The 17149-nt window shown below is 73.3% G+C and carries 17 protein-coding genes; 4 read left to right on the forward strand and 13 right to left on the reverse strand.

Going from position 1 to position 17149, the window contains the following annotated elements:
* Positions 1-8 precede the first annotated feature (8 nt).
* The 9 genes from ABEB17_RS05070 to ABEB17_RS05110 all read right to left on the reverse strand — a co-directional run bounded on the left by ABEB17_RS05070 (position 9) and on the right by ABEB17_RS05110 (position 8709).
* Complete coding sequence (locus ABEB17_RS05070; protein ID WP_345715501.1) at positions 9-1484, reverse strand: NADH-quinone oxidoreductase subunit N; 1476 nt, start codon at positions 1482-1484, stop codon at positions 9-11.
* Entirely contained in the window at positions 1481-3106 is a 1626-nt protein-coding gene (locus ABEB17_RS05075) for a complex I subunit 4 family protein (RefSeq protein WP_345715502.1), read from the reverse strand. Before ABEB17_RS05075 ends, ABEB17_RS05070 begins: the two co-directional genes overlap by 4 nt.
* A complete protein-coding gene (locus ABEB17_RS05080; protein WP_345715503.1) occupies positions 3103-5028 on the reverse strand; it encodes an NADH-quinone oxidoreductase subunit 5 family protein in 1926 nt (641 codons plus the stop codon). Before ABEB17_RS05080 ends, ABEB17_RS05075 begins: the two co-directional genes overlap by 4 nt.
* Positions 5025-5381, reverse strand: a complete 357-nt coding sequence (gene nuoK, locus ABEB17_RS05085) for an NADH-quinone oxidoreductase subunit NuoK (protein ID WP_345715504.1) — start codon at positions 5379-5381, stop codon at positions 5025-5027. Before nuoK ends, ABEB17_RS05080 begins: the two co-directional genes overlap by 4 nt.
* On the reverse strand, positions 5381-5890 hold the full coding sequence (locus tag ABEB17_RS05090; protein WP_345715505.1) for an NADH-quinone oxidoreductase subunit J family protein: 510 nt from the start codon (positions 5888-5890) through the stop codon (positions 5381-5383). The genes nuoK and ABEB17_RS05090 overlap by 1 nt, the downstream gene beginning before the upstream one ends.
* Positions 5887-6444: a NuoI/complex I 23 kDa subunit family protein gene (locus ABEB17_RS05095; protein ID WP_345715806.1), complete on the reverse strand. Its 558-nt coding sequence runs from the start codon at positions 6442-6444 to the stop codon at positions 5887-5889. The genes ABEB17_RS05090 and ABEB17_RS05095 overlap by 4 nt, the downstream gene beginning before the upstream one ends.
* 108 nt (positions 6445-6552) lie before the next feature.
* Positions 6553-7512: a complex I subunit 1/NuoH family protein gene (locus ABEB17_RS05100; RefSeq protein ID WP_345715506.1), complete on the reverse strand. Its 960-nt coding sequence runs from the start codon at positions 7510-7512 to the stop codon at positions 6553-6555.
* Entirely contained in the window at positions 7505-8116 is a 612-nt protein-coding gene (locus ABEB17_RS05105) for an NADH-quinone oxidoreductase subunit C (RefSeq protein ID WP_345715507.1), read from the reverse strand. The genes ABEB17_RS05100 and ABEB17_RS05105 overlap by 8 nt, the downstream gene beginning before the upstream one ends.
* Positions 8113-8709: an NADH-quinone oxidoreductase subunit B gene (locus ABEB17_RS05110; protein WP_345715508.1), complete on the reverse strand. Its 597-nt coding sequence runs from the start codon at positions 8707-8709 to the stop codon at positions 8113-8115. The genes ABEB17_RS05105 and ABEB17_RS05110 overlap by 4 nt, the downstream gene beginning before the upstream one ends.
* A 169-nt stretch (positions 8710-8878) precedes the next feature.
* Here ABEB17_RS05110 and ABEB17_RS05115 point away from each other — a divergent pair, with 169 nt between their 5' ends.
* Genes ABEB17_RS05115 through ABEB17_RS05125 form a run of 3 tightly spaced genes read left to right on the forward strand, consistent with a single transcriptional unit; the run spans position 8879 to position 11363 of the window.
* Positions 8879-9757, forward strand: a complete 879-nt coding sequence (locus tag ABEB17_RS05115; protein WP_345715509.1) for an ABC transporter substrate-binding protein — start codon at positions 8879-8881, stop codon at positions 9755-9757.
* Positions 9754-10617 carry an amino acid ABC transporter permease gene (locus ABEB17_RS05120; RefSeq protein WP_345715510.1) on the forward strand — a complete coding sequence of 288 codons (864 nt, stop codon included), beginning with the start codon at positions 9754-9756 and terminating at the stop codon, positions 10615-10617. The genes ABEB17_RS05115 and ABEB17_RS05120 overlap by 4 nt, the downstream gene beginning before the upstream one ends.
* Positions 10614-11363, forward strand: coding sequence for an amino acid ABC transporter ATP-binding protein (locus ABEB17_RS05125; protein WP_345715511.1), 750 nt, complete (start codon positions 10614-10616; stop codon positions 11361-11363). The genes ABEB17_RS05120 and ABEB17_RS05125 overlap by 4 nt, the downstream gene beginning before the upstream one ends.
* Here ABEB17_RS05125 and ABEB17_RS05130 read toward each other — a convergent pair.
* Positions 11360-12085 carry a class I SAM-dependent DNA methyltransferase gene (locus ABEB17_RS05130; protein ID WP_345715512.1) on the reverse strand — a complete coding sequence of 242 codons (726 nt, stop codon included), beginning with the start codon at positions 12083-12085 and terminating at the stop codon, positions 11360-11362. The genes ABEB17_RS05125 and ABEB17_RS05130 overlap by 4 nt on opposite strands.
* A 63-nt stretch (positions 12086-12148) precedes the next feature.
* On the opposite strand from ABEB17_RS05130, the gene ABEB17_RS05135 reads away from it, so the two are divergent.
* Positions 12149-12481: a TfoX/Sxy family protein gene (locus ABEB17_RS05135; protein WP_345715513.1), complete on the forward strand. Its 333-nt coding sequence runs from the start codon at positions 12149-12151 to the stop codon at positions 12479-12481.
* Between the two features lie 6 nt (positions 12482-12487).
* Here the strand turns inward: ABEB17_RS05135 and ABEB17_RS05140 are convergent, their stop codons facing one another.
* The 3 genes from ABEB17_RS05140 to ABEB17_RS05150 form a co-directional block, all read right to left on the reverse strand.
* Complete coding sequence (locus tag ABEB17_RS05140) at positions 12488-15511, reverse strand: hypothetical protein (RefSeq protein WP_345715514.1); 3024 nt, start codon at positions 15509-15511, stop codon at positions 12488-12490.
* Between the two features lie 115 nt (positions 15512-15626).
* Positions 15627-15995, reverse strand: coding sequence for an NADH-quinone oxidoreductase subunit A (locus tag ABEB17_RS05145; RefSeq protein WP_378227044.1), 369 nt, complete (start codon positions 15993-15995; stop codon positions 15627-15629).
* Between the two features lie 4 nt (positions 15996-15999).
* On the reverse strand, positions 16000-17016 hold the full coding sequence (locus ABEB17_RS05150) for an anti-sigma factor RsbA family regulatory protein (protein WP_345715515.1): 1017 nt from the start codon (positions 17014-17016) through the stop codon (positions 16000-16002).
* Positions 17017-17149 lie beyond the last annotated feature (133 nt).

Genomic DNA, 17149 nt, shown 5'->3' on the forward strand with positions numbered 1-17149 from the left:
GGCGTGGGTCAGCGCAGCGGCGACCCGGCCAGCAGACCGACGATCCCTTCGGGCAGTAGCGACAGCGCGATGCAGCCGGCCGCCGCGATGGACAGCGCCATCCGACCCGACATGGGCCCCGGGCTGGGCGGCTCGGCCAGCTCGGGGCCAGCGGAGAACACCTGCACGGCCCACCGCAGGTAGACGGCCACGCCCAGCACCACGTTCGCCACCGCGGCCGCGACCAGCCACCAGGCGCCGACGCCGATGACCGGGACCAGCGCGACGACCTTCGCGACCAGCCCGACCACACCCGGCGGCAGCCCGGCCAGGCAGAGCAGCCCGAAGGTGAGCACGAGTGCCAGCCCGGGCGAGCGCCGCCACATCCCGGCGTAGGCGTCCAGGCGGTGCCCGGCGCCGTCCACTGCGGTGCGCGCGACCCGGGCGACGACGGCGAACACGGCGAGCGTGCCGGCCACGTAGGCGAACAGGTAGGCCACGGACGCCGCCACCGCCCCCGCCAGCCGGCTCTGCCCGACCGCTCCGGCCAGCGGCAACAGGACCCAGCCGGCCTGCGCCACGGTGGACCAGGCGAGCAGGCGCACGGCGCGGTCCTGGCGCAGCGCGACCAGGTTGCCGACCGTCATGGTGAGTGCGGCGACGGCGCCGACCGGGACGGCCCAGTCGGCCGCGCGCTCCGGCGCGCCCAGGGCGAGTACCAGGACGACGGCCGCCAGCCCGGCCCCCTTCGAGACGGTCGACAGGAACGCAGCCACGGGCAGCGGGGCACCCGCGTAGGTGTCCGGCGTCCAGAGGTGGAACGGCACCAGGGACAGCTTGAACGCGGCCCCCGCGACCACCAGCGCGAGCCCGAGGCCGTGCAGCAGCCGCAGATCCCCCAGCCGGTCCGACACCCCGGCTCCCAGCATCAGCGAACCGCTCGACGCGTACAGCAGGGCCAGCCCGAGGGCGAGCACGCCGAACGAGAGCACGGCCGTGAGCAGCAGCTTCACCCCGGCCTCGGCGCCGCGCCCGTCCCGCCGCAGGGCCACCAGACCGATGATGGGCAGCGACGCCGTCTCGAAGGCGACCGCGAACGTCGCCAGGTCCCGGGCGCCGGCCAGGGCACAGGCCCCCGCGGTGGCGGCGAGCAGCAGGAGCAGCAGCTCGGCCCGCGGCAGGGTCGGCTCCTGGTCGTCCGCGAGCGCCAGCAGCAGGCAGATCAGCGCGGACAGCAGGACGACGATCTGGATCGCGAACGTGAGCCGGCTGGCCTCGTAGCCGCACGCGCCCGGCGAGGAGCAGAACGTCGCCCGGGTGCCGTTCGCCAACGGCGCCAGGGAGACGATGGCCACCACCAGGGACAGCACGGCGACCACGTCCAGCACCCGACGTCCTCGCCCGCGCGGCAGGGCGGCGTCCACGGCGAGCACGATGACCGCGCCCGCCGCGGGAGCCAGCCACGGCAGCAGCGCGGCGACGTCGACGCCGGGGACGCCGCTCACACGGACCCCTTGGCCAGGGCCAGCAGCGCCTGCACCGCCGGCTCGGTCATCCGCAGCAGCAGCCACGGCACCAGCCCCAGGACCACCGTGACGACCACCAAGGCCGTCCCCACCCAGAGCTCCGCCGCCGTAGCGTCCGAACGGATCGCACCGATGGCTGCGATCGGTTCGGACGTCGTCGTTGGGGCAGCGGGTGGGGCCACGGGTGGGGCAGCGGGTGGTTCAGCCGGGACGCCGTGCCAGACCTTCCGCAGGACCCTCAGCAGGTACGCGGCGGCCAGCGCCGTGCCGACGACGGCGAGCACGGCCAGGGTCCGCCAGTAGGTCTCGTTGCCGCCGGCGGGCCCGGTCCAGGCCCCGTACACGGCGAGCAGCTCGCCCCAGAAGCCGGCCAGGCCGGGCAGCCCCAGGCCGGCGATGCAGCCGAGCGCCAGCAGCCCGCCGAGGTGCGGGTGGGCGTCGCGCAGGCCGGACCCGACCCGGTCCAGCAACCCGCTGCCGGACCGTTCCTTCAACCCGCCGGCCACCAGGAAGAGCAGGGCGGTGATCACGCCGTGCGCCACGTTCGCGAACAGCGCGCCCTGCAGCCCCTGCGCCGTCCCGGATGCGATGCCGAGCGCGACGAAACCCATGTGCGCCACCGACGAGAACGCGACCAGCCGCTTCAGGTCGCGCTCGACCAGGCAGACCAGACCACCCCACAGGATGCCCACCACGCCGAGCGCGCCGAGGTAGGGCGCGACCGCCGAGAACCCTTGCGGCACAGCCGGGACGACGATCCGCACCATGCCGTAGCTGCCCATCTTGAGCAGCACACCGGCCAGCAGCACCGAGCCCACCGTCGGCGCGGCGGTGTGCGCACTAGGCAGCCAGGTGTGCAGCGGCCAGACCGGGACCTTGACCGCCAGCCCGGCGACCAGCAGGGCGGCGACGACCACCTGCTCGGGCCGGGTCATCCCGGTGCCGTGCGCGGCGGCCAGCTTCACGAGGTCGCTGGTCCCGCTGTCCAGCGCCAGCAGCAGGATGCCCAGCAGCATGACCGCGGACCCGAGCGCGGTGTACAGCACGAAGCGCGCGGCGGCGTCGCGTCGTCCGGCGTCGTCGTGCGGGTCGCCCCACCAGCGGATGATCGCCCACATCGGCACCAGCACGATCTCGAAGGCCACGAAGAACAGGACGACGTCCGCGGCCGTGAAGGTGGCCAGCGCCCCACCTTCGACGGCCAGCAGGGCGACGACCAGCGAGCGCCTCGAGCCGGTCGGCGCGCTCTCCCCGCTCGCCACCGCCTCGGGGGTGGGCACCGGCGACTGCAGCGTGGCGTGCACGGTCACGGCCACCCCGAGAGCCGCGGTGAGGACGATCAGCGGCCAGCTGATCCCGTCGACGGTGAGGTGCAGCCGGACGCCCAGGGTCGGGATCCACGGCCAGTCGACCTCGAGCGCCGGTCCCGGCCCCTGCCAGGGACGCGCGGCCAGCATCAGCAGGCTGAACAGCAGCACGACCGCACTGGTGACGATGCCGGTCGCGGCGGCGATCTGCTCGCCGAGCGCCCGGGGTACGAGCAGCAGTCCGATCGCCACCACCAGGGGCAGTCCGACGACGAGCAGCAGCAGGTCGCTCATCGCAGCCCCACCCCCACCACGACGGCCACGACGGTGCCCGCCACCAGCCAGGTCAGGTAGCCGGTGGTGGCGCCGGTCTGCATGCGCCGCAACGCGATCCCGGCCCACCGGCTCGCAGTCGCGGACCCGCGGACGTAGGCGTCGACGACGTCCCGGTCCCCGGCAGTGACCAGTCGGGCCAGCGCGCGCACGGGCCGCACCACCAGCCGGTCCTGCGCGGCGTCCAACCCGAACCCGGCGACCAGCACCCGGGTCAGCCGGGCCGGCAGCACGGACGCCGGATCGCCGACCCGCCCGGCCAGCGCGAACGTCGCCAGCACGCCACCGATCGCCACGACCGCGCCGAGCACGGCCGTGGGGACGCCGAGGTGCACCGTGCCCGGCACGACCGGCCAGAGCAGCAGCAGCCCACCGAGCACCGTCGGCACGGCGAGCACCAGCAGCGGCACCGTCATCGCCAGCGGCACCGGCGTGACCGCGACGGCTCCGCCTTCGGCCGCCTCGACGGCCTGCTCGGTCGCGACGGCGGACTCGCTCTCGACCTCCGCCAGGTCCTCGTGGGCCTCGGCGGGCGTGTCGCGGACCACCAGCCACCACGTCCGCGCGCAGTAGGCGGCCGTGACCAGCGCGGTGACGAGTGCGGTGACCAGCACCAGCACCGCGGCCCACGGCTGACCGCCGTGCACCCCTTCCTCCGCCGCGCCGAGCACGGCCTCCTTCGACCAGTACCCGGACAGCGGCGGCACCCCGGCAAGCGACGCGAGCCCGAGGCTGAACAGCACTGCTACCAGCGGGGAGCGGCGCCCGGCGCCGGCCAGGTCCCCCATCGCGGTGCTGTGCACCTGGTGGGCCAGCGCACCGGCGGACAGGAACAGCAGCGCCTTGAAGCCCGCGTGCGAGAGCAGGTGCAGCAGGGACGGCTCGGGCCCGAGCTCGGGCGTCGTGACGGCCAAGGCAGCAAGCAGGTAGGCGACCTGGCTGATCGTCGACCAGGCGAGCACCCGCTTGAGGTCCGTCTGCACGCAGGCGATCAGCGCCGAGCCCAGCATCGTGATGGCCGTGACCACTGCGAGCGTGCCGCGCGCGGCCGGAGCGGCGAGCAGCAGCGGCAGCAGCCGGGCCAGGACGACGCCACCGGCCGCGACCATCGTGGCCGCGTGGATGAGAGCGGAGACCGGGGTCGGGCCCTCCATCGCGTCCGGCAGCCACGTGTGCAGCGGGAACTGGGCGGACTTGCCGATCACCCCGACCAGGAGCAGCAGCGCGGCCGCGGTCAGGGTGGTGGTGCCGAGCGACTCCAGCGTGCGCGGCCGCAGCAGGACGCTGATGGACGTCGTCCCGCTGGCGACCCAGAGGACGATGATCCCGAGGACGAACCCGATGTCGCCGACCCGGGTGACCAGGAACGCCTTGACCGCGGCCGCCCGGGCGGCCTCGCGCTCGCTCTCGTGCCCCACCAGCAGGTAGGAGCACAGACCCATGACCTCCCAGCCGATGAGCAGCAGGATCAGGTCGTCGGCCTGCACCACCACGAGCATCGCCGCGGTGAACAGCGAGACGGTCGCGGCGAACGCGCGGTAGCGCGGGTCCTTGGCCTGGTACGCGGTCGAGTAGACCTGCACGCAGAGCGCGACCGTGGTGACCATGACGGCGACCAGGGCGCTGAGCCGGTCGGCTCGGACGGCGAGCTCGATCGTCCCCGCACCGGTCGGCACGGGTGGCAGCAGCGGGACGTTCACCGCGAAGTGCCCGTTCGCGGTGGCGACCAGCTCCCCCACTGCCGCAACGAGAGCCGCCGCGGTGCCGGCGATCGCGACGGTGGCCTGGGCGGCCCGTTCGCGGCGCGGCAGCAGCAGGGTGCAGAGCGCGGCGAACGCGGGCAGCAGGACGACGAGCCGCGCCGCGCCGGCCACGGCGCTCACCGGGCCTCCACGTCGCCGGTCATCGCACGGTTCTCGGTGAGGTCACGGTTCTCGCCGAGGTCACGGGCCGCCTGCAGGTCGACATCCCCGCGCCGCCGGAACAGCAGCATCACGGCAGCGAGCGCCACGCCGACCTCGGCGGCTGCGATCGTGATCACGAAGACCGCGAGCGACTGCCCCCCGTGCAGCTCGTCCCGGTACGCCGCGTCGAAAGTGACCAGCAGCAGGTTCGCCGCGTTCAGGATCAGCTCGAGGCCGATCAGCACCAGCACCGCGTTGCGCCGGGCGAGGACGCCGTAGACACCGGTGCCCGCCAGGACAGCGGCCAGCAGCATGGGCAGCGCGAGGTGCATCAGTGCTCCCGGTCCTCGCGGGACAGCACGAGGGCGCTGACCAGCGCGGCGAGGAGCAGCAGCGACAACAGCTCGAACGGCAGCGCCCAGGCGCCGAACAGCGAGCGCGCAAGTGGTTGTGCCGCACCACGTTCGGGGTCGATGACGACCTCGCGGCCGCGGACGGCGTACACCAGTGCGGTGCCGAGCAGCCCGGTCACGCAGATCCCGGCGACGGCTGCGGCGACGCGCTGCGGCCAGGGCGCGTCCACCTCGGCGGAACGCCCGATCGGGGCGCGCGTCAGCATCAGCGCGAACAGCACCAGGACGACGACGGCACCGACGTACACCAGCACCTGGACGAGGGCGACGACCTCGGCGCCGAGCACCAGGTAGCAGCCGGCGAGAGCGCCCAGCGCGGTGACCAGCCAGAGCGCCGCGTGCACCACCTGGCGGGTGGTGACCGCGAGGATCCCGGCCGCCGCCGTGAGCAGCCCGAGCAGGCTGAACAGCACGTCGCGGGTCGTCACGAGTCGTCCCGGGCGGGCTCGCTCGCTGAGTCGGCCGGCGTCTCGGCCTGCGGGGCGGCCTGCGGGGCGACGGGACGTCGGGGCCGGGCCGGCCGAGTCGCCGCAGCCACCTCCTTGGGCTCTGCTGCACCAGGGTCGACGGCGGGCGGCGCCGGCACGGTGGCCATCCACTCGCCGAGCCGCTCCTTGCCGTGCAGCAGGTCGCGGATGTCGGTCTCGGCGTACTCGAACTCGGGGCTCCAGTGCAGCGCGTCGAACGGGCAGACCTCGATGCAGATGCCGCAGTACATGCAGAGCGAGAAGTCGATGTCGAAGCGTTCCAGCACGTTGCGCTGCCGCTCCCGGCCACCCTCGGTCGTCGCGGGCAGCGTCTGCTTGCTCGAGTCGATGTAGATGCACCAGTCCGGGCACTCGCGGGCGCACAGCATGCAGACCGTGCAGTTCTCCTCGAGCAGCGCGATCACGCCGCGGCTGCGCGGCGGCAGGTCGGGGGCGACGTCCGGGTACTCGTGGGTATGGCTCGGGGTGGCCAGCGTGCGCGCGGTGACCGCCATGCCCTTCAGCAGGCCGGGCAGCGAGCGTCCGCGACGTCCGCCCTCGTCGGGGGCCGGTGCGTCAGGCTCGCGCTCATCCACGGCAGCATCCTGTCAGGCTCATCGGGCTCATCCCATCGCCACGACGACGACGGAGGTGATCGCGAGCTGCAGCAGCGCCAGCGGGACCAGCACCTTCCAGGCCAGCAGCTGCAGCTGGTCCTCACGGAGCCGCGGCCAGGCGACCCGGATCCAGATCACCAGCACGGCCACGACACCGGTCTTGAGCAGTGTCCACAGCCAGCCGAGCTGGTCGCTGAACGGTCCCTGCCAGGCGCCCAGGAACAGCACCGCGGTCAGCGCCGACAGGACGACGATCCCGGCGTACTCGCTGAGCAGGAAGAACGCGAAGCGCAGGCCGGTGTACTCGGTGTACGGCCCGAACACGATCTCGGAGTCGGCCACCGGCATGTCGAACGGCGGTCGGGTGATCTCCGCGACGCCGCCCACCACGAAGCAGACCAGGGCGGGCAGCTGCCAGATGAGCCACCACGGCTGCCAGGCCTCGCCGATGCCCGTCAGCGACAACGTCCCGGCCGCCATCGCGACGCTGCTGGCCGCCAGCACGATCGGCAGCTCGTAGGACAGCAGCTGGGCAGCCGTCCGCAGCCCGCCGAGCAGCGCGTACTTGTTCGCGCTGCTCCAGCCGGCCATCAACGTGCCGAGCACCCCGACCGCGCTGACCGCGAGGACGAAGAGCAGCCCGGCGTCCAGGTCGGCACCGACCACGCCCGGCGCGAGCGGGATCGCCACCATCGCCACCAGGTACGGCACCAGCGCGATGGCCGGGGCGAGCCGGAAGACCTTGCCGTCCGCGGCCGCCGGGGTGATGTCCTCCTTCTGCAGGAACTTCACGCCGTCCGCGACGAGCTGGGCCCAGCCGTGGAACCCACCGGCGTACATCGGCCCGAGCCGGCCCTGCATGTGCGCCATCACCTTGTGCTCGGTCTGCCCGACGAGCAGCGGTAGCACCAGGAACGCGGCCAGCACGCCGACCACCCGCACGAGGGTCTCGACGACCTCACTCATCGCGCGGCCCCCACTGCTGGTCGGGCACGCCCGGGGGGAGCATCTTGCGGCGGGACGGCGAGGTGCCGGCGTCGCTCTCACCCGGCTCCTTCGCGCCGGGCCACGGCTTGCTGGCCCGCGCGGCCAGCACGAAGGACTTGCGCAGCGGCGTGCCCTCGAAGCCGTCAGGCAGCAGCAGCGGGCGCAGACCGAGATCCGTGCCGTCCTGGAACCCACTGAAGTCCAGCCCGAACATCTCGTGCGTCTCGCGCTCGTGCCACGCCGCCCCGGGCCACAGGTCGCTCACGCTGGCCAGCGTGGCCGAGTCGGCTGGCACCCGGGTGCGCAGCAGCAGCCGCGCCACCCCGCCGTCCGGCAACGGGATCGAGCACGCCAGGTGGACGACGACGTCGACCGCGGCGGGGTCGACCTCAGGCTCGTCGACGGCGGACAGCCAGTCGAAGAAGTCCAGCCCCAGCTCGTCGCGCGCCCAGCCGAGCGCGTCGTGCCAGCGCTCGACGGGCACGTCGAGACACACGGTGCCCTGGCCGTCCGCGGAGGCGAGCAGGTCGTCCAGCCCGAGAGCCGCGGCGAGGCGTTCGCCCGCGTCCTGCGGGCTGCTCACGAGCCGGTTCCGGCGGGCGCCAGCGGACCGCCGTCGTCCGGGCCGACCAGCGGGCGGCTCACCTGCGCGGCGGAGACCGGACGACGTCGCGCCGCGATCGCTGCCCCGCTGAGCGACTCGCCGGCGATCTTCTCCTGCAGGCGCAGGATGCCGTGCAGCAGGCCCTCCGGCCGGGGCGGGCACCCCGGGACGTACACGTCGACCGGGATCAGCTGGTCGACACCCTTGGTGACGCAGTACGAGTCCCAGTAGGGGCCGCCGGAGTTGCTGCAGGCACCGAACGAGATGACGTACTTCGGCTCGGGCATCTGGTCGTAGAGCCGCTTGATCGCGGGGGCCATCTTGTCCGTGACGGTGCCGCTGACCACCATCAGGTCGGCCTGCCGCGGCCCGGGTGCGAACGGGATCACGCCGAGCCGGATGAAGTCGTGCCGAGCCATGGACGCCGCGATGAACTCGATCGCGCAGCAGGCCAGGCCGAAGTTGAACACCCACAGGCTGTACCGGCGGCCCCAGTTCAGCACCAGCCGCAGCGGGCGCGGCGCCGCCTCGGACAGGGGCCCCACGCGCGGCGCAGGCAGGTCGACAGCCACGGCGCTCACCCTAGCGCCGCGCCGGGCGCGTCCGCGGTGCCGCACCGATCGGGGCACTTCACCGCAAAGCGTGGACGCATCGTCCGGCATCTGAGACGGTTTCCAGGGGCGTGAACCCCCGCTCGTACCGTGGTCGCTGCCCCGCCTCGCCACACACCCGGAGTTCCCCGTGCCTGCTCGCCTGCTGCGCCTCCCCCTCGCCGCCGTCCTGACCGCAGCGACCGTCGCCGCGCTGGCGGCCTGCGCCCCCCAGGACGACAGCCCGTCGGCGTCCTCGTCCGGCAGCGCCACCACCGCCGCGTGCACCAAGGACAGCCTGGCGACGCACACCAAGGGCACCTTCACGGTAGGCACCGACAAGCCCGCCTACGAGCCCTGGTTCGTCGACGACGACCCGAGCAACGGCAAGGGCTTCGAGTCCGCCGTCGCCTACGCGGTGGCCGGCAAGCTCGGCTTCGCGCAACCCGACGTGAAGTGGGAGGTCGTCAGCTTCAACCAGGCCACCGCCCCGGGCCCCAAGACCTTCGACGTCGACATCAACCAGATCTCGATCACGCCCGAGCGGAAGAAGAACCTGGACTTCTCGTCCGGCTACTACGACGTCGCGCAGGCCGTGGTGACCGTCAAGGGCAGCAAGGCCGACGGCGCCACCAGCATCGCGGACCTGAAGAAGCTCAAGCTCGGCGCGCAGGTCGGCACGACCAGCTACACCGCCGCCACCCAGACGATCGACCCCGAGCAGAAGGTCGCCGTCTACAACACGAACGACGACGCGAAGGCCGCGCTGCAGAACGGTCAGATCGACGCCCTGGTCGTCGACCTGCCCACCGGCCTGTACCTGGCCGCCGCCGACCTGAAGGACGGCAAGCTCGTCGGCCAGATCCCGACGACGGGCACGCCCGAGCAGTTCGGCATGGTGCTGGACCAGGGCAGCGCACTCACCGCGTGCGTCTCGCAGGCGGTCGACGCGCTGCGCGCCGACGGCACCCTGGACAAGCTCGAGCAGCAGTGGCTGACCAGCACGGCCGGGGCGCCTGTGCTGAAGTGAGCGCGACCGACGTGAGCGGCTACGCGCCGTCGGCCCGCCAGGTCGACCGGCTCGCCTACCGGCGTCGGCGGGCCACCCGATCGGCCCTGATCGGCCTGGTCAGCACGTTGGTCGTCGTCGGTGTCGTGCTTACGGTGCTGGTCAACAGCCCCGGTTGGCCGCGGGTCAAGGCGAGCTTCTTCGACTGGGACGTCGCCAAGGCCTCGTTGCCGGACATCCTGGTCGGGCTCTGGCTGAACGTCCGGATCATGGTCGTGTGCGCCGTCTTCATCCTGATCTTCGGGATGGCGCTGGCGATCATGCGCACCCTGCGCGGGCCGGTGTTCTTCCCGCTGCGCGCCTTCGCGACGGCGTACGTCGACCTGTTCCGTGGCATGCCGTTGCTGCTGGTGCTGCTGTTGGTCGGCTTCGGGGTGCCCGGCCTGCGGTTGCAGGGGCTGCCGAGCAGCGTGCTGTTCTACGGCTGCGTGGCCCTGGTGCTCACGTACTCGTCGTACGTCGCCGAGGTCTTCCGCGCCGGCATCGAGTCCGTGCACCCGAGCCAGCTGGCCGCGGCCCGCGGGCTCGGCCTGTCGTACCCGCAGACCATGCGGTACGTCGTCGTGCCGCAGGCCGTTCGGCGCGTCGTCCCGCCCCTGCTGAACGACCTGGTCAGCCTGCAGAAGGACTCCGGCCTGATCTCCATCCTCGGCGTCATCGACGCCATCCGGGCCGCGCAGATCGCGCAGGCCGAGTACGCGAGCTTCACGCCGTACGTCGTGGCCGGCATCTGCTTCGTGCTGCTGACCATCCCGCTGACCCGGCTGACCGACCGGGTGGCGCGGCGGCAGGGCTGGCAGGGCGCGGGAGGTGTGCCGTGAGTGAGCACCTGCTGCGCGTCCAGGGGCTGCGCAAGGCCTACGGCAGCAACGTCGTCCTGAATGGTCTGGACCTGGACGTCGACCCGCACCAGTGCATCGCGCTGATCGGCGCGTCAGGATCAGGCAAGTCCACGCTGCTGCGCTGCATCGACCTCCTCGAGGTGGTGGACGACGGCGTGATCGAGCTGGCCGGGGACGACGTCGCCGACCCCAGGGTCGACGCGGACGCCGTCCGGGCCCGGATCGGCATCGTGTTCCAGGCGTACAACCTGTTCCCGCACCTGCGGGTGCTGGACAACATCACCCTGTCCCCGCGCAAGGTGCACGGCGTGAGCCGCGACCAGGCCGAGGACGAGGCGATGGCCCTGCTGCGCCGGGTCGGCCTGCAGGACAAGGCGAAGGCGTGGCCGGACGAGCTGTCCGGCGGTCAGCAGCAACGCGTCGCGGTGGCCCGGGCGCTGGCCACCAAGCCCGTACTCATGCTGCTGGACGAGGTGACCAGCGCGCTCGACCCCGAGCTGGTCGGCGAGGTGCTCGCGATGCTGCGCGACCTCAAGGACGACGGCATGACCATGCTGATGGCGACGCACGAGATGTCGTTCGCCCGCGACGTCGCGGACCAGGTGGTCTTCCTGGACGGCGGGCAGGTCTGCGAGTCCGGCCCGCCCGAGCAGGTGTTCGGCGACCCGCGCGAGGTACGCACCCAGCAGTTCCTGCGCCGCGTCGTGGACGCCGGCCGGCTCTAGCCGCGGCGCGCGACGAACACGAGCTCCTTGCCGGGGCGGTCCGGCGCCTCACGCACCTCGACGACCCGAAACCCGTGTCCCGCTAGGTCGTCCTCGATCTCCTGGGGCTCCCGGAAGCGCAGGGTCGACGCGGAGGTCACCTGCTCACCGGCGACGACCGTGGTCGACTCGAACGTGACCAACGGCGGCTCCACCGCGATCACCGTGCGCGAGACGACCGTTCGCTCGCCCGACGGCAGCACCACGGACGTCGGGGCGATGTCCCAGTGCTCCCAGTCGCGGGCCTGCGGCCTGCGCGTCTCGAAGACGAACCAGCCCTCGTTACGCAGGCACCCCCGCACCGAGTCCAGGGTCGCGGACCAGTCCGCGTCGTCGACGAACACCTGGGCCACGTTGCCCGTCATCACGGCCAGGTCGGCCCCGACGGGCCGCCCATCGAGGACGGTGGCATCACCATGCACCCACTCGACCTGGTCGGCGTGCGGCTTCGACCGCGCCACCTCGAGCGACGCCAGGGCCGGATCGACCCCGATGACGCGCAGGCCGAGTGCAGCGAGCCGTACAGCCAGAGACCCTGTGCCGCACCCGATGTCGACGACGGTCCTGGCACCGACCTCGTCCACGATGGCCTCGTACGCGTCGAGGTCGCGGCGGTCGTCGTCGAAGACGTCGTACAGGACGGCAAGGCGGGGGTCGGCGAAGGCCGTGTCCGGTGGGCGCACGCGGACGACCGTACGCCCGTGGGGCGAGGAGCCGCCGGACGGTCCGGCCGCCATACTGGAGTGATGGCGTACGACGAGCGCTTGGCCGAGCGGATCCGCCAGGCCGTCGCGGGTGAGCCGGGGCTGAGCGAGAAGGCGATGTTCGGCGGACTGGCCTTCCTGGTGCACGGCCACCTGGCGGTGAGCGCCAGCGGCCAGGGCGGCCTGCTGCTGCGGATCGACCCGGCCGATGCACCGGACCTGACCAGCCGCCCGCACGTGCGGCCGTTCGAGATGCGCGGCCGTGCGATGGACGGCTGGCTGCACGTGCAGCCCGAGGCGGTCGACGACGACGCGGACCTGCAGCAGTGGGTGGACGTCGGGCTCGCCTTCGCCCGCTCGCTCCCGCCGAAGTAGGCGCCGCTAGGGCTGGAACGCGACAGCGTCGACGTACGCGAAGGGCCGGCCCCTGGTCGCCAGGTTCTCGATCGTGACGTAGGGCTCGTTCCTCGAGCGGGTCGTCCGGGTGAGCACCACCTTGCGGCGGCCGACCGTGCGGGAGTACGTGTCCACGTAGATCGGGTACGCGTTGTCGACCCAGACCCGGACGCGGCCGCACGCCGGGCACGTGGTCATCACTGCCGAGACGTGACCCGCCCTGTTCTGGATCCGGAAGTAGACGGACGCACCCCGAGCCGAGGTCCGGTGCTGGGTCCCCAGGAAGGCACCCGCGACGCGTTGCGCCGTCCAGCTGCCGTAGTACCGGACGGCACCACCACCCCGCTGGGCGTCGTCGACCGGCACGCTCGCGTACGCCGAGGCCGACCACGGCCCCGTGGCGCCGCCGGGGGCCACCGCCCGGGCCTGCAGCTGCCAGGCGGGCTCCGGCCAGCCGAGGGTGTCGGCGTAGCGCCGGTAGTCGAACGTCGTGCGCGTTGCCGTGGTGGCGGGCAGGTAGCGCCAGGGGGCCGTGCCGACGACGGGGCCGCCGTCCCAGTAAGGACGGACCCGGACCTGGTAGGTCACGGGTGACCAGCTCGGCTGCGTCGTGGTGGTGCCCCAGCGGACCGGGAACGGGATGCCGGTCACGGCGGTCGCCGACACGGCCGGTGCGGTGATGGTGACCCTCGGCAGCACCCGGCGCAGGTTCACCGTGCCGGACGGCGGGGCGCCCGTCGCCGGATCGAGCACGGGCTGCCCGTTCACCGCCGTCGCCACCAGGCGCCACGTGTACGGGCTGTCCGCGGCCCAGGCGCCGCTGGACGAGCGACCGTCCCACCGCACAGTCCAACGACCGGCCGTCGACGTCCCCGGCACCGAGGCCACGAGCGTCGTCCCCCGACGCAGCTCCATCCGAACCGAGGCCAGCGGGGCCGACGCCTCGCCCGCGGCCGACCACGTGTCGCTGCGGCCGTCCCCGTTGGGGGAGAACGCCGATGGCGGGACGGAGGAGTCCACGAGGGCAGCGCCGACCGGTCGGCCGACCGCGGCGGCGGCGGGCGCCAGCCGGATCGCGCCGTCCGAGAGCCCGACCCAGGCGACCTTGCCGCCGGCCAGCTGCACCGACGCCTGACCCGGCAGCACGATGGCCCGGGCGACGTCCACCGGTCGAGGCTCGCTCGCCCGCAGGTCCATCAGCCGGACCGTCCCCTCGCGCGTCCCGGTCGGCGCGACCCAGGCGAGGACTCCGTCCTCGAGCTCGAGCGGTCGCGGACCGGCGGTACTGCCCGCCGGGTCGGGCAGGTCCTCGATGGCCGGCAGCTCCCGCCGCTCACCGGTCCGCAGCGACACGACCAGCAGGGGCCCCGAAGCTGGCTGCACCACTGCGGTGTCACCCCAGATCCCGACCCTCGCGGGGCAGTGCGTCGAGCACACCGCCGGCAGCACCGGCACGACGTTGCCGGCACCCACCCGTCGCCAGACCGCGCCGTCGTCGGTCGACCAGACGAAGCTGCGGCCGAACAGGGCGCCGGTCACCGCACCCAGCGCGTTCCCGTAGGACGTCCCGGCGAAGTCGCGCATCGCGCCGTTCACCAGGACCGTCCGGGCGGTCAGGTCGGGTACCGGTCCGGTCGCGCCACCGGCCGCGAACGAGCCGACCAGGACGGGAGAGGCGGGGGTGAGGTCGACGACGCTGACCTCAGGTCCCGCCCCCACGAACGCCAACCGGCCCGAGGCGCCGGACAACGCCGACGTCTCGTCGGCTGCGGGAGACAGGGTCCGGACCTCGGCGCCGACCGCCCCGGACGCCGGCACCAGAACCGACGACACCGGCTGGTCGGCAGCTTGGTCGGCGGGTTGGGCGACCAGCCAGCTGGCGTTCGAACCGTCGAAGGCGAGTTCCCGCACCCGCTGCCACGCGGGCCCCAGGTCGGCGACGCGGTCGCTGACCCCGCTCCGACTCACCCGGTAGACCTCCGCGGGCCGGCCCTGCGCGCCGACCGTCATCCAGTAGTCGGTCCCGTCCGAGGCCACCGACGTGGCCGGGAGGTCGCCGATCCGCACCGGTGGGAGGGTCCGGTCCAGGCCGGCGACGAAGCCGTGCCGGACGCCGGACGCGTCCCGGCTGGTCCACGCCCAGGACACGTCGTCGACCGCGACGCTCTGCACGCCGGTACCCACGCTGCGAAAGACCGACGTCCCGCCCGTCTTCGGGCGGCGCGCCAGGTAGCTGGTCGTGGCTGAGTCGCGCCATACGACCGAGTGCTCCGTCACCCAGACCCGAGCCTCCGGTGCCAACCCGGAGGTGAGCGCCGTGGCCGTCGAGCCGTCGAACGGCAGCCAGACCAGGCGCGCCCTGCCACTGAAGTCCAGGACCGCCACGACCCCGGTCGCGTCGGCCGCGGCCGGCCCGCGCGCGTCCGTCGGCGGCTGCGGCGGCAGGGTCAGGTCGCCACCGAGCATGCTCGGCAGCGGGACTGACTCGGACGTGCCATCCAGGTGGTGGCGGACCACCGACGCGCTGGCTGCGTCCCAGTCGACCCAGCCGTCCGGCGTCGCGGCGAGCATGGTGGCGCCCGCGATGCGCTCCACGAGACTCGCCGAACCCGTGGACAGGTCCGCCAGGACGACGGAGCCCGGAGCGCCGAGATCGACGACCGCCCGTCCCTCGGACGACCACACCCCACGCACCTGCGGGCAGGCCGCGCCGTCGTCCCAGATGTGCGAGGCCTGGTCGTGCTGCTGCCACGCGAGCCGCGGGCACCCCTTCACGTCGAGCACCTGGAGCAGGCGGTTGGCGGCCGACGCCGCCAGGATCGGCGAGGGCACCGGGTCACTGTCCAACCGGCGGGGCACCACCTGGGTGCCCACCGGGTCGGCGACCGCCGTGGCCGCCGGCGGGTAGGGGGCGACGTCCGCCCGAGCAGACCGCACGGGGGTGGCCAGCGGGACCAGCACGACGCCCACGCCAGCCGCCACGACAGCGAGCACGGACGACCGGCGCATCGACTCTCCCCGACGCGGCGCCGGCCACCGTGGCCGCCCGGGTCGACGGAATCCTAGGGGGACGGCGCCGCCCTCAGAAGGGGTTCGGGTGGGTTCTTCGCCCGACCGGACCCGCTCAGACCCAGCGCAGCAGGCCGCGCCGCCAGGCGTGCGCCAACCCGACGGCCAGCACGGCGAGGAAGACCCCCATCTCGACGAGCGTGCGCCAGCCGAAACCGGGCAGCGTGAGCACGGTCGCCCACGGCAGCAGGTACATCGCGTCCACCGCGAACACCACGTAGAGGTAGGCGTACAGGTAGTACCGGATGTTCGACTGCGCCCAGCCGTCGCCGACGGGGTCGACGCCGCACTCGTACGTCGTCAGCTTGCCGGGCGTGGGGGCCGTCGGCCGCAGCAGACGGGTGCCCTGGGTGCCGGCGAGGAACAGCGCGACGCCGGTCAGGACGACGAGTCCGACCACGGCGTACGGCGGCAGCTCCTGCACGCCGTCACCCTAGCGAGTCGGTCGTCGGGCCGACGGTGGTCGGGCCGAACCGCACGAGCACCCGGACCACGGTGCCCTGGTCGGACGAGCGGACCTGCACCAGGTCGCACAGCTGGTTGGCGATCCACACCCCGCGGCCGCCCTCGTGGTCGGTGCCCGGGGCCCGGCGTCCGATCATCGGGTCGCCGATGTGCCCGTCGTCCCGGACCTCGCACACCAGGTGCTCGTCCGTCCGCCAGATCCGCAGCACGCCGTGGTCGGCCCCGTGCCGGAGGCTGTTCGTGCTGAGCTCGGCAACGGCCAGCACCAGGTCATCGGTCCGCATGGGGGCCAGCCCGGCGGCGCGCGCGTAGGACCCGACCTGGCGGCGGAGGTCGACCAGGTCACCACTCGCGAACTCGCGGCACAGGTGCTCGGACGGCGGGTCGGGCAGCGATGCCGCGAACAGCTCGTCGACGAGGTCCGCTCCGCCGTACGCCTGACTGGTGCGGCGGCTGCCGCCCTCGATCACCGCGGGGTGGCTCTGTCGCGCCCCCTGCAGCGCGCCGTCGCCCAGCCGGGCCACGTCGTAGGGGCAGCGCAGCCACAGGGGCTCGTCAGGCCCGACGGCGACGTTGAGCAGTGCCTCGTGCAGCGCGCACTCGGCGAGCTCGGCGTCGGCCCGGCCGGACCAGATGGGCTCACCGACGCCGCGCACGGGGGTGCCGTGCGGGCCCTGCCGGTCCAGGAACTCACGCCACGCCGGGATGATCCGGGCCGGGTTGTCGCCGAGGTCGGTCATGTCCACGAGCTGCACGTCGCGGGCGTCGCTGCCGAGGGCGTCCGCGAGGCCCGCGAGGCGGGGGCGGGGCACCGCGACCAGGCACGGCTGCCCGAGCTCGAGCCCGTCCCGGACGAACCCCACGATGCCGTCGAGGAACTGCGAGTCGCCGGAGTAGAGCAGCGCCTCGTGCTGGTATCCGCTGTGTGCCCGCGTACCGCCCACTCCCTGCGCGAACGTCGTACCCCTGCGGCACGACACGTTACTCCCGATCGGCCGCCATGGACCGAAACTTCTCCCGTCCAGATGCCGGTCAGACGAGCATCCGCATCGTGGGCGACCTACGATGGCGTAGGAAGCATGTTTCCGGTTCAGCGAGGCGATGACGGCGCAG

The organism is Angustibacter luteus (assembly GCF_039541115.1).
GTDB lineage: Bacteria > Actinomycetota > Actinomycetes > Actinomycetales > Angustibacteraceae > Angustibacter > Angustibacter luteus.

What these genes read in the sequence shown, in the direction of transcription:
- ABEB17_RS05140 (WP_345715514.1), bottom strand. Translation starts at nt 15,511, where the DNA reads ATGCGCCGGTCGTCCGTGCTCGCTGTCGTGGCGGCTGGCGTGGGCGTC.
- ABEB17_RS05100 (WP_345715506.1), bottom strand. Translation starts at nt 7,512, where the DNA reads ATGAGTGAGGTCGTCGAGACCCTCGTGCGGGTGGTCGGCGTGCTGGCC.
- nuoK (WP_345715504.1), bottom strand. Translation starts at nt 5,381, where the DNA reads ATGCACCTCGCGCTGCCCATGCTGCTGGCCGCTGTCCTGGCGGGCACC.
- ABEB17_RS05075 (WP_345715502.1), bottom strand. Translation starts at nt 3,106, where the DNA reads ATGAGCGACCTGCTGCTGCTCGTCGTCGGACTGCCCCTGGTGGTGGCG.
- ABEB17_RS05135 (WP_345715513.1), top strand. Translation starts at nt 12,149, where the DNA reads ATGGCGTACGACGAGCGCTTGGCCGAGCGGATCCGCCAGGCCGTCGCG.
- ABEB17_RS05095 (WP_345715806.1), bottom strand. Translation starts at nt 6,444, where the DNA reads ATGGCGGTCACCGCGCGCACGCTGGCCACCCCGAGCCATACCCACGAG.